Raw genomic sequence first — 13,766 nt, 5'->3', positions numbered from 1 at the left:
TACCAAAGACATATATTTTGTATTCTTCTTAGATTTACGATACAATAACGTAGAAAATATTATTTTCTGAAAGGTGAAAGCCAACCATGAAACCGATTTTAGCAAAAGCACAGTTGGATTACATGAAAGCCAAGAATATGTTTGAGAATAGAGCAAAAGTGTTAGAAAAGGAAATTGCGGCTAAGCGGGCACTACAGGAGATTACACAGGAGGTTATGGAGGAGCTTGTGCAGGCTACAGGATTCCATGATTCTTACAATGAGCTTGTCGTTGCTGAGAACGCTCTGATCGAATGGTCTCATACTACAATTAAGCATGAAAAGAGCTATCGCGAGAATCGCGCAGCTATTGATGCAATGTACGACAATGTAAACTCAAGTCCTGAAAAGCGTCAGGAATTGATCCAGTTATCTATGAAGATTCGTTAGACCCTACTGTAATAGACGCAAGCGCCGGCAACGGCGCTTTTTTGTTGCGTTCAACATGGATGCTATCTATTGGGCGGATCACCGAATGGTGACGGTAAGTAGTAGCCATTAGCTTACGAATCATCAAAGTAATGAATCAGGAGGCTAACCAAGAAAGAACATATTTGATTGAACCTATAAGCGAAGGTTTTTAGGTTATAGCTTTAAGAGCTAAAGCTCAGAAGGGGAGCCGCCATATAAACAGCCTACGGTGAATGTGAGAAATCAGGTCTTTCCGCCCCGTTATACTCAAATTTTGTAGGAATGTTTAAATAAATAGCACTAGTGTTAATGATACTTAGTAAATATTGCATAATGACGTTTAGAAAACGACTATGGTATACTATTTTCCGTGGCAACCCAAGATTAACAATAGTTAGTAGAACATACATATGTATCTTCTATTGGGATTGTACCGGGAAACAAAAAAAGAAAAGAATTTTTTTGAGAAACCGCAACTTTTCCAAATCTTCTGCGTTTAAGGTGTAGAGTCATTTACACAGGCAGTTGAAATTAACCGGTGGTAAAGCGAATTTAACAAAATGGAAAAATTAGCTTTACGTGACTTGAGGCACATTGTATAATACTTAGGTATAATTAGGAATCTAGTATTGTCATGTCCTGATCATTGTTTACCAGTTTCTGTGATACCCGTCACAGACATTATTTATACTTAATTTGCTCAACTCTGGAAAGGGGGTGCATCGGCTAATGAGTGACACGAGCTACTCAACTAAAGAAAAATCTCAGTTTATGAACGTCCAAGGAGGAGAAAAAAAGGTTATGAAGAAAATTTTATCCGTAGCATTATCTACAGCAATGGCATTCTCGATGTTTGCCTCTGTAGCGTTTGGTGACGCAGCAGCAACTCCGCAACAAAAATTTGACGCTTTGGCAGCAAAAGGTATTCTCAATGGGTACCCAGATGGTCAAGCTCACCTTGAAAAAGATCTTACTCGCGCTGAATTCGCGAAGATCGTTACTAAATTGTTCGATCTTACTGAAGTAACTAACAAATTGTCTTACAAAGACAAAGGTTACAACACTAAGAACTGGGCAGTTCCTTACATCGAAGCTGTTACTGCAGCTAACTTGATGCAAGGTAAAGATACTGTTAAAGGTATCTTCGACTACAACGGTAAAGTAACAGTTGAAGAAGTAGCGGCTGTATTGTTCCGCGCTTTGAAACTTGAAACACCAGCAACAAGCGACAACAGTGCATCTGCATGGGCTAAAGGTTATGCTCAAGCAGTAATCAATGCTGGCCTGATCGCTAAAGACACTAACTTCAAAGCTAACGCTAGCCGTTCTTTGGTAGTTGAAACTGCTTATGCAGTTGATCAATTGAAAGCAGCTCCTACTGTAGCTTCTGCTGAAGCAGTAAGCCCAACTAGCGTAGTTGTAACTTTCTCTGACAAAACTACTACTACTGTAACTTTGACTACTGCACTTGTAGAAGGCGTTGAAACTTCAATTTCCTTCAAAAACAATAATCATGACTACACTACTAAAGTAACTTTGGCAGCTCCTAAGGTTCTGTCCGTAGAAGCTCCAAATGCTAAACAAGTGGTTGTTAAATTCAACCGCGTAATTAATGCTGAATCTGTAATTGAAGATGGCAAACTGCTTGCTGACACTGTTAAGGTAGTACCGGTTAGCGGTCAAGCTGTAACAGTTGCAGGATCTGATGCGAGCCTGAACCAAGCTGGCACTGAACTGACAGTTACCTTGAATGCTAAAGAACTTGATTACTTGAAAGGTCAATATACTGTAGTAGTAAGTGATGATGTTCTGACAACCGCTGGAACAAAAGTTGCTACTTACACTACTCTGTTGAATGTTGCTGATACAACTGCTGCAACAGTAAAAGCTATCAACTCTGTAGCTAAAGACACTACTAAAGAAATTTATGTTCAATTCAGCGAACCTGTTAAACAATACGGTATCACTGCAACTGTCAATGGCGCACTATCTTCGATCGTAAGAGACTCCGCTGACACATTTAAAATCACTACAAATGCTGATCTGAAATCAGGTACAGCATATGACGTTTCCTTGACTAGCGTAACTGATTTTGCTGGTAACGTAGCAAGCACAATCAAAACAAGTGTTACTGTGACTGCTGATACAGCTGCTCCACAAATCGTTAGTATTACTCCAGTTAGTGATCAATATGTAAATGTTAAATTTAACAAAAAAGTGAACTTCGCTTCTTTGAAAGGTAATGTTTCCTTGTTGAAAGCTGATGGAGATAAAGTTGGTAACATGTATGTTAATTCTGACTCCAACGGAGACACAATTAAATTGCAAGTACCTAGCAATTTTGCATTCCCAAGCTCCAACACTTTCACTGGTACACTGGTATTTGGATCCGCTGTGAAAGATACTTTGGGTAACACACTTGGCTCAAGCCTATCCCAAGCTATCACATTGACTAAAGATACTTCTGCTCCAACTGTAGTAAGTGCTACTTATGGATCTAAGGGTCTTGTAGTTACTTTCAACGAAGATATTAACTATCTGGGAGCATCTGTCAGTGCAATTGAGAATTCCACTGGTAAACTAGTTACAATTGATACTACTGGCGCTGTTAAAAAAGGTGCAAAAGTTACCTTCCCTAAAGTTGTTGGTTTAACTGGTGACTATACACTTCGCATTGCAGCGAATTTGGTATCCGACTTGGCTAAAGACCCTAACAAGTCTGCAGCAACTACAATTGGTTTGACTGCTGAAAAAGTTACTACTAATGATTCTAAGAGACCAGTTGTTACATCCGTAACATATGCAACAGCATCAATTGCTGATATCACTCAACCGGGATATCATCTGTACACTGTAGAAGCTACTGACAATGCTACTGGTGATTCTGGATTGAATGTAGCATCGCTTCGCGATCCAAATAGTTATGTTCTGAATGGTAATGCTCTACCTTCTGGATCTTATGCAATCGTGTCACATTCAGTTGGAGATGTTACTAAACCAACAGCAGCTACAGTTCGCGTGTTTGTTCCAGTAAGTGGAATCACAGAAACTAAAGCTTATAAGTTCGAAGTTGTGGGTATTACAGACGTTGCAGGAAATGGAATCGAAAGCGTTCCTGGAAAAACTTCTACAACGGACACTCTTGTTAATAAAACTGCTCCGAAATTGACTGAAGCTATTATTAACAGTGTTCAAAACAACTACTTGACATTGACCTTCTCCAATGGTATTGCAATTGCAACTTCTGGTACTAACGTTAAACCTGAAGCTAAAGACTTTGTAGTTACCTTGGTTGTTGATGGCAAAGGTGTTACACCATTCGTTTCTGTTGAACCTGGTACAGGTAGTGACAATGGTAAAGTTCACTTGGCATTCTACACTGATGCAACTAAAGCTAAGTCAATCGACTTGAGCACTGCTGATTCTCTCATTGTAAAAGTAGCTAAAGATGCTACCTTCACAGATGGTAATGGCAACGTTGTTACTGGTGAAACTTCAATCACTGTAAGATAATTAGCTTCCTTTACGAAGCAAGAATAGCCTCTTCGGAGGCTATTCTTTTTTTATAGGCATTTACCCCCATAAGAGGAGGAACTTCATTGAAATCGGTATGGAAAGTATCAACAGCAGCTGTATTGCTGGCTGGTGGTGTATGGGCTGGATCACTGTTGAATGTTACTGCTGAAGGTGCAGGTGTTGGTTCACAGCCTGGCACAGCAGATGATCCAGTGGTTACCAAAAGCTATGTTGATCAGCAAATTCAGAAAGCACTTACAGGTGGTACAGGTACAGCTCCAGTAGCTACAGCTACTCCGAGTCCAAGCTCAGCTCCAACAGCTACAACAAACCCGACTACTAGCAGTAATGAATCCGTAATTGTCGATGTGAAACCAGGACAAACCTTAATTGCTTCCGCAGGCGCTGAATTTATCGTTCGTGCGGGTAAAGCGGTTATCTACTCTCAGGATGCAAATGGTGTTGCTGATTTAACGGATGGTAAAGATCTTGCCAATGGAGTAGCTGCACCGACTAACCATTTATTATCTTTCCCTCGTGATGGTCGTGGTATTACTGTGCAATCAGGACAAACTCTTGGCCTTGTTGTCATGGTTCGTGGTGGATATACACTAAAATAATTTGTAATAATATATATTCATAATGCCCGTAAAAGTACTTAATCATACCTTCAAACTGATTTCCAAAGTTACAAATCATTGGCGCGATTGAAGAGTAGCTGTTGGACGCACAATATTCCTGTAATCTTACAAATTCACAGGAGGTGCTGTAACATGGCACGTAACAATCGTACAGTGGTACCGGAAAGTCGGGCAATGCTGAAGCAAATGCAATATGAGATTGCAGCTGAATTTGGTTTATATGGAGCGCATTATGGAGGCGGAGCAGACACAGAGTTTGCTTCTGAATTAGGAGCAATCGGAGGTAGTGGTTCTGGCCGTAGCCAGTATCTTGGACATCTTAGTTCAAGAGATAATGGCTCTGTTGGTGGAGAAATCACGAAGAGACTCATTAAGCAAGCCGAACAGTCTCTTCTTTAATAATATCAGGGGTGAAAGAATTCTTATTAATCCTATCTGATATTTCTTTTTAATACTGTGGAATCAATATTTATACAGTGATGGAGGGGCTTCGGAGTAATTGACACCACCTCCCAAATAAGATAATATGACTTTTGAGGAAAGCCTTAGACCTTTTCCATATGGGAAAGGTTCATTTTTTTGAAGAGTTTAGTGAATATAAACATGAAATACTGCAATCATCCTTCATAAAAAGAACAGGCCCCTGAGTTTCTTTGTTTTATATTTTTTTTATTAATTTGGCCTGTGATTATTAAGGAACTCCTTATACAGTGTCAGACTAACCATAAGGGAGGTTGTTATACTTGTCTATTAAAGGGCGTCATTTGTTTACTTCTGAGTCCGTGACAGAAGGGCATCCGGATAAAATCTGTGACCAGATTTCCGATGCGGTATTGGATGCGTTTTTAGCTAATGATCCAAATGCACGTGTAGCCTGCGAAGTAGCAGTAGCAACTGGTCTTGTTTTGGTGATCGGGGAAATCAGTACCAAATCTGAGTATGTAGATATTCCTGCCATCGTACGCAATACCATTAAAGAAATTGGCTACACACGTGCAAAATATGGTTTTGATTATAATACCTGTGCAGTTTTGAGCTCACTTAATGAACAGTCAGCTGATATTGCTCAAGGTGTAAACTCTGCTCTCGAGCACCGTGATCCAGCACAATTGGCTGAAGAAACAGCAAATATTGGTGCGGGTGATCAAGGCTTAATGTTCGGTTTTGCTACGAATGAGACACCTGAACTGATGCCGCTACCGATCGCTTTGTCTCACCGTATTGCTCGTCGCTTATCTGAAGTTCGTAAGAACGGAACTTTGGAATATCTGCGTCCTGACGGAAAGACACAAGTTACGATTGAATATCAAGATGAGAAGCCTGTACGCGTGGACGCTATCGTAGTATCCACACAACATGCGGAGGAAATCTCTCTTGAACAAATTCAGGCTGATATTAAAGAGCATGTAATTATGCCGGTTGTTCCTGCGGAACTGCTCGATGCTGAAACTAAGTATTTTATTAACCCAACAGGACGATTTGTGATTGGTGGTCCTCAAGGGGATGCCGGTCTAACTGGACGGAAGATTATCGTTGATACGTATGGCGGATATGCTCGTCATGGCGGCGGTGCATTCTCTGGTAAGGATCCAACTAAAGTGGATCGTTCTGCGGCTTATGCTGCTCGTTATGTGGCGAAGAATCTTGTTGCTGCGGGTCTAGCTGATAAATGTGAGATCCAGCTTGCTTATGCCATTGGTGTAGCTACTCCTGTCTCGATTAATGTGGATACATACGGAACAGGTAAAATCAGTGAGGAAAAGATGGTTCAACTGATCAGCAACAACTTTGATCTTCGCCCTGCGGGTATTATCTCCATGCTTGATTTGCGTAAACCAATCTATAGACAGACTGCAGCATACGGCCATTTTGGACGGACTGATGTTGATCTTCCTTGGGAACGCGTAGATAAAGCGGAATTACTCAGAGGTCAGGCAGGATTGTAGTTAATTATATGTTCTTATAATACGTTAAGCCCGCAAGTTGGCACTTAGTGTCAGCTCTGCGGGCTTTTTTTTGTAATGGATAGAATTACTATTGATTCTAATCATAGAGAAGTAGACTACTAAACTTTGTAAGCCCTTTAACCGAAATATAAGAATATACATAAAGACGTTAGTATGGTTTGAGAGGAGTTTATCACGGCATGAAAAGAAAAATTTCAATATGGACGGCAATTTTTCTAGCGGGAGAACTGGTACTTGGAGCAGGGTATCCTTCTATCGGAATTGGAATATCGGCAGTACATGCTGCAGCGGAATTTGGCATTAGTGTGTCGCCAGCACCTGGAGCAACCTATGTAAATATCGGATCATCTCTTAAATTAAGCTTTGATCGTCAAGTAAACCCACAGGCTGGAGAAATTACCATCACTGGTCAGGGTGATAGTACACCTTTTGTGACGATTCCTATTGGTAGTTATGGTTTAATTGGTAGTTCAAAAGATTACGAGCTTAAGTTAGGGCCAAACCAACAATTCACTCCGAATAAGGCATACACGGTCACAATTCCAAAAGGATTGTTCAAAGATAACGAGGGTAATGAATCAGGACTTACTTCATGGGCATTTACCACCGCTCCTGAGAGTAATACGGCTATCACGGCAGGCAACTTTTCACCGGCTAGTAATGCAAGAGTAGATGCCGGGAGTTTAAAGGAACTTAGTCTGACACTAAGTAAGCAGCTGTTAAAAGGTGGGGGCTCTATCCGAATCCTGTCCTCAGCAGATAATACAACAGTGCAAGAGTTCAGAATAAAGGATGATGACACTAGAGTTAACGTTCTGACTGATGCTAACTCTACTACAGTTAAATTAACGTTGGAGAAAGCATTGGCGGCCGGAGGGAATTACTATGTTCTTATTGATTCCTACGCTTTTAAGGATGTTGATAATAGAACGTTCTCTGGTATTTCTAGCGGCAATGTATGGAGTTTCTCTACAAAAGGTGTAGCTGAAATTCCAATGACTCCATCCCCGGCTAACGGTGCAGGCGGTATATCTACCACAGGAGCGTTACAGCTCACTTTTGACCGTCCTATGATGCCTGCATCAGGTGTAATTACGGTGTCTCCAGGGGCAGCTAACGATGCTAGAACAAGATGGCTTAATGTGAACTCCCCAGCCGTTACTGGAGGAAGTAGCAGAACTATAACATTGAATCCAGCATCCACAGCCTCACCTCTGCTAAATGGTACGCAATATACAGTTACGATCCCCCAGGGTGCTTTTTATGATCAAGATGGAAATGTATTTCCTGCCTCGGGCCCGTACACTTGGACCTTCACAACGGTATCTTTGACTGGACTTGGCGTAAGTGCTTTGAATCCATCTGATCGAAGTGAATCTATTGCTAACAACAGATCCTTTTCGATCGCTTTTAATCGGGATGTGAATTACAACAGTGCAGTGGCCAATGGTGTGGCTCTATATAAAAGCGGAGGATCTCAGGTGCCGGTTAACGTTACTCGGAGTACCACTACAGCTAAAGAATTTATAATCACACCTTCTGTAGCGTTAGATAGTGATTCAACTTATTACATTGATATCGCTAAAGGGGCTTTTGTAGACGCAAGTGATGCCAACGTTCTATATGAAGGATTAAGTGGTAAAAATTCATGGAGCTTCAAGACCTTGTCTCTGGACAAAACTGCTCCACAGCTCACATCTGCACAGCTTGAGAACAACCGAACCATTCGTCTGAAATATAATGAGTCTCTCAATTCATCCATAGCGCTGTTAACCTCAAGCTTTGGAGTTACGGTGAACGACGAGAATCGAGCGATTGAAAGTGTTTATATTCAGGGAGGCAGTGCCTACTTGGTGCTGAGTACAGGAGTAGCAGTTGGGCAGATTGTAAAGGTCAGCTATAATGGCGGACTGCGGACGATTCAGGATCCAAGCGGAAATGCAGCGAGCACTTTTAGCTCTAAACAGATCACGAACTCCATTGAGTCCTCCATGCCGACACCTAAAGACGGGCGAATCACGGGGAGATCTGTAGTATTAAATTTTAACGACACACTTAAATCGGTTTCCTATTACGCTCATAACCAGTTCTCAGTGACTGCAGATGGAAGCTCACTTGGGGTCAACTCGATCAGTTCCAGTGGCAATACAGTATATTTAACATTGGGCAGTGAAGCATCAAATGGACAGAACGTTCGGGTGTCCTACTATGCAGGTTCGTATCCTTTGCTGAATTCTTATGGACAAAATATTGCAGACTTTACTGATTTCAATATCCGTAACAGTAACGACACTATTGCGCCAGTGTTTCAAAGTGCAACCGGAGGCGGCACTAAAATCATTTTGAATTATAATGAAGGCTTGTCTACAACCAATCTCCCACTGAATAGCCAATTCTCTGTGTTAGTGGGCAGCACGCCTAATTATGTAACTAATGTATCGGTCAGCGGCACTCAGGTCACTTTGACGCTTCAGACAGCGCTGACGGTGAATCAGAATGTGACTATATCTTATGTGCCGGGTTCTGCCGGGGTGAGCGATTTGAATGGAAACCGAGCGGCGTATATTAACCTGCAGCCTGTATCCATCTCAGAAAACAGCGGCACTACTATACCTGAGATTAATTCAGCGACCGTTTCAGGTGACGAGTTAACAGTTACTTTTGCAAAGAATATGCAGGCATCCGGTTCCCTCTACGCGAATCAGTTTGGAGTTCGAGCAGATGGCAGCAGTTTGGGAGTGCAATCCTACTATATCTCAGGCAATATTCTGAAAATAACGTTATCCTCGGTTGTGAAGACCGGTCAAACAGTGGACCTGTCCTATATGTCTGGTACCGGAACGATTAAGGATTTGAGTGGGAATACACTATCCTCATTCTCAGCTTTATCAGTTCAGAATCTAACTGGCGTGACCACTGGATCTGGAAATCGTCCATCCTACCTAGGAACACTTGCAACGAGTGAGTTTGGAAAAGAGTATGCACTATTAAAGAGCGATTCCTCGCAAATTGTGGATGACCGTTCTGTATATAATCAATCTGTAAAAAGATATACTTTAAACGCAGATCGAATAGCTGCCAGTTATGAATATCTGTATAAGATGAATAATGATGTATTGGCTTTTGAGGTTCCTTCCACGGAGCAAGCAGCTTTTGTAACTGCTCCGCTAAAACCATTACTAGACGCGGTGAATCGTAATAAAAATACTAAGTTCATGATTCGTCATGGAGACAACCTATTTAGCGTAGGGCTCGATGATATTGATATGAATGGGCTGGCGAGCAGCCTAATCTCGGACAGTAAAAATATCTCACTCGTGTTCCGCTTGGATAAAGTTCCAGCAGGTACATTTACACCTTTTGAGCAAAAGCTACAGACGATGGGTATGCGAACTATTACTAGTCTTATGGATGTCCGGGTGACGGCGATCGTTAGCGGTAATTATTCGAATGCCAAGGCACTGACTGTACCAGGAGAATATACCGTACGTACTACTTCTTCATTAAATAGTGCGCAGACATCTGCGGCCAGATTGGACCTTTCCTACTACGATGCGGCTTATCTACCTACAAAGGTCAGTACGGTCGGTAACTATACGGTTATCCGTGCTCGTACCGCTGGTAATCAGATTTTAGGGACTTTCTTGTCCACCAGAGCCTTCACGGATATGGGTAAGCATTGGAGTAATGCAATCGTAGCTGAGCTTAACGCAAAGAATATTATTGATAGCAGCTACGGTAGTGCGTTTAATCCGGAGAAAAAAATTACCCGTGCTGAGTTTGCTATAATGCTCAGTCGAGGTCTAGGCTTGCTAGGAGATCGTGAGACCGCACAACGTTTCCGGGATGTGCAGCCTTCTACACAAACTGGAGACTACATTGGCGCAGCGGCTAAAGCTGGAATTATTACAGGGAACACGGATGGTACTTTCCGTCCGAATGATAATATAACACGCGAGCAGATGGCGATCATGATGATCCGTGCGATGGAATATACCAATCATCCTATTACACTAAGCGGTACTTCTGCCTCAACACTTGCAAGATTCAAGGATAAGGCAAAGATTCAGAATCAAAGTGCGGAGTTCGTCGCAAAGGCAGTGCAGTCAGGGATTATTTTGGGCATGACAGTAAGTGAATTTGGGCCCCAAGGCAATGCCACCCGTGCTCAAGCTGCCGTGATGTTACAACGGATGCTGAAACAGGCTGATTACTTGTAAACAACTCTTATAGATAACCAAACAATTGGTAAAGCCCGGCAATTATGCCGGGCTTTTTTTGTCGTCTAATTATGACAGTTTTGACTCTATAAAGCTTGAAATCTCTCAATTTCGCAACTTTTTGGCTTATTTTCAGTCTATTAAAAGAGTACTAGAAAAATAGGAACCAGTTTCCAGACATTGATATGGACTGATAGAGTACAAAAGAGATGGGAGAGTTACGTTGAAATGAATGAAGTTTTCATGGAGAAGAAGAGTAGCGAGATTGTACGGGGAATAAGATTATCTTCCACTAAAAAGTGGATTGCTGCTTCATTGGCTGGTGTGTTATGGATTATGCCGGTAATCGGCAGTGAAGGTATGATGCTATTTGGTCAGGGGTCTGTACCAATCGCAGCTGCAGCCACAGCTCCTTTTAAAGTAAGTAAGCTGGGAGAAGAAGTGATTACTTCGGGCGCCATTATGATGAAATATAAATATACTACTACACGTTCTGGGGCGAGTGCTTCTGGGCTTGCGGATGTCATTCGTGTAGATCTTAACAATCCATATGTTTCTTTAGATGTAATGACTGGTAAAGGTGGAAACCTGACTACGCGGCAAAGTACTGGCGGGATGGCGAAGGAAACTGGAGCCGTGGCCGCAGTAAATGGCGATTATTTTAATACAGGTGGAGAGGGTGCTCCGATCGGTGGACAAGTATCAGGTGGAGTACTGGTGTCTACCCCTTCACAATTGGATGGAATGTATGCCTTTGCAGTGACAAAAGATCGCAAACCTATTATTGACGAGTACAGCTTCGAGGGGATGGTAACCGCGCCAGATGGCGCACAGTTTGAGATCTCCGGTATCAATAAAGGTGCTTATAGCCCTGAAGGCGGAAGCTCGACTTATAGTCATGCTAATGCTATGTATATCTACACAGATGTATGGACTGCACTCGACCGCCCTAAAAATAGCTCTACCACTCCAACAGAGGTACTTGTTGAGAATGGTGTAGTTACTCAAATCTCAGAAAATGCTGCACTCCCTATGGCGGTTCCAAAGGGAGCTTATATTTTGCGGGCACATGGCTTAGCCGCACGATATGTTACTGCCCATTTGACGGTAGGACAACCTGTAACAAGTGTGTATTCCCTGAAATCTAAGACTACACAGCAATCGCTAGATCCTGCGAGTCTACAAACAATGATTGGCGGACATACGATTCTAGTAAATAACGGAAAAGCAGCAACGTTCTCTCGTTCTACTAGCAGCATTGGAGGCTATCGTGCACGCACGGCTTTAGGATATTCTCAAGACGGACGTTATGTATATATCATAGCTACTGAGAAAAATGGCAATAGTTCAGGGATGTCTCTAACCGAATTGCAATCATTCATGACCAATATTGGAGTCTGGAAAGGTCTTAATCTCGATGGAGGTGGCTCTACAACGATGGTAGACCGGCCCCTCGGTGAAACCTCTACTACACTCACTTTTAATACAGAGTATGGCACAGAGCAACGCAGTATCGTTAACGGGCTTGGTGTCTACACTAACGCACCGCAAGGTGAAGTCAAAGGAATCAAAATTAGCGGAAGTTCCGCACTGCTGGTTGGACAAAAGGCAACATATTCTTTAAAGGGTTATGACACTTACTACAACCCTATTGATGTAGCAGCAGGTAATCCTACATGGGTATCAAGCGGCGGAAGCGCAACGGTAAGTGCAGGTGAAGTAACGGCAGTGAAGCCAGGTACCGTTACCTTAACGGCTAAAAGCGGTTCTGCAAGCGCCTCTACAACTGTTACAGTTCTGGGTGGTAATGATCTATCCAGTATGAGTGTAGGTACAGCTACAGCGCCACTGACAGCCGGAACTACTGTGTCTGTCCCTGTTACAGCGGCAACGAACAGTGGAACAACTATCAATGTTCCGGATTCAGCACTGAAGTGGGAGTTTGTAGGCTTTAAGGGAGCCGTGAAAGATGGCAAGCTTACTGTAAACGCCGTTGATACAGGGGTTACTACAGGTTATGCTATTGCCCGTTATGATGGATTTAGTGCAGTGGTTGTATTATCAACAGCAGCAGCTACAACATGGGAAGATTTCGAGAAGGTAAGCTATCCAATCGACTTTACTACCAATGTTCCAGCGGTACAGGGTACTGCAACAATAGTGGATGGAACGGCTGAAAGAGTAGGCTCCAAGGTGCTGTCACTCAGTTATGATATGACGGCTGGCAGCGGCAAAATGTATGCTTATGCTCAGCTTAATGGTACAAGCGGCAAAACAGTTCCAGCGCTTGCAACTTCGATGTCGGTTGATGTGATGGGCGATATGAGCTTGAATTGGCTGCGTGCTGAATTTGTAGACAACAGTGGAGCTACAGCTTATGTGGATCTTGCGAAGATCATCGATTGGAATGGTTGGAAGAACATTAACATTGACTTGTCAGGCTCAGGCATTAAATTCCCAGCAACGCTGAAGAGACTCTATGTTGTCAACGTAGAGGAAGGCCAAGATGAACGGGCGAAGACGGGTACAGTTGCCGTTGATAATATCAAGTTTACAATGCCATCGCTTTCTAGTGATGCAGGCTTACCGAAAGGTACGGCTTCCATGAGCATTGGTTCAAAAGCAATGACCGTAAACGGAACAAAGAAAGCTATTGATGTAGCTCCAATTGTAAAAGACGGTAGTACTTATGTGCCAATTCGGTATGTTCTTGATGCTTTCGGAGGCAGCGCTACTTGGGATCAGGTGAATAAGAAGATCATGGTATTACGCGGAGCCAAGGCACTGGATCTTACCGTAAATAAAAAAGAATATCTGCTGAACGGCAAACGTCAAAGTGCTGAAGTAGCACCAATCATTTTACAAGGTAGGACTTTAGTACCGTTAAGACTAGTTTCTGAACAGCTAGGATTAACTGTAAAATGGGAACAGAAAACGAAGACCGTAACTATCGAATCGTGATATGTTAATATA

General features: G+C 42.5%; 7 protein-coding genes. All 7 read left to right on the top strand.

The genetic code is table 11. The features are described 5' to 3' along the window. Window positions 1-86 precede the first annotated feature (86 nt). Window positions 87-428, top strand: coding sequence for a hypothetical protein (locus tag MHI27_RS28720; RefSeq protein ID WP_042131350.1), 342 nt, complete (start codon window positions 87-89; stop codon window positions 426-428). 750 nt (window positions 429-1,178) lie between these two features. Further along, on the top strand, window positions 1,179-3,962 hold the full coding sequence (locus tag MHI27_RS28715) for a hypothetical protein (protein WP_405175182.1): 2,784 nt from the start codon (window positions 1,179-1,181) through the stop codon (window positions 3,960-3,962). Between the two features lie 86 nt (window positions 3,963-4,048). Beyond that, window positions 4,049-4,585: a hypothetical protein gene (locus MHI27_RS28710; protein WP_234530610.1), complete on the top strand. Its 537-nt coding sequence runs from the start codon at window positions 4,049-4,051 to the stop codon at window positions 4,583-4,585. Between the two features lie 153 nt (window positions 4,586-4,738). Beyond that, entirely contained in the window at window positions 4,739-5,005 is a 267-nt protein-coding gene (locus tag MHI27_RS28705) for an alpha/beta-type small acid-soluble spore protein (RefSeq protein WP_076285662.1), read from the top strand. A 344-nt stretch (window positions 5,006-5,349) separates the two neighbouring features. After that, window positions 5,350-6,552, top strand: coding sequence for a methionine adenosyltransferase (metK, locus tag MHI27_RS28700; RefSeq protein ID WP_042192431.1), 1,203 nt, complete (start codon window positions 5,350-5,352; stop codon window positions 6,550-6,552). Between the two features lie 200 nt (window positions 6,553-6,752). Beyond that, window positions 6,753-10,793 (top strand): Ig-like domain-containing protein, encoded by a 4,041-nt coding sequence (locus MHI27_RS28695; protein ID WP_405175181.1) that lies wholly within the window; start codon window positions 6,753-6,755, stop codon window positions 10,791-10,793. A 228-nt stretch (window positions 10,794-11,021) separates the two neighbouring features. Further along, complete coding sequence (locus MHI27_RS28690; protein WP_405175180.1) at window positions 11,022-13,754, top strand: stalk domain-containing protein; 2,733 nt, start codon at window positions 11,022-11,024, stop codon at window positions 13,752-13,754. The last annotated feature ends 12 nt before the right edge of the window (window positions 13,755-13,766 follow it).

Origin of the sequence: Paenibacillus sp. FSL H8-0261, assembly GCF_045040645.1 — a bacterium.
Lineage (GTDB): Bacteria > Bacillota > Bacilli > Paenibacillales > Paenibacillaceae > Paenibacillus_AQ.
The sequence above is the reverse complement of the archived record's forward strand: the minus strand, read 5'-3'. Positions and strand labels throughout refer to the sequence as shown.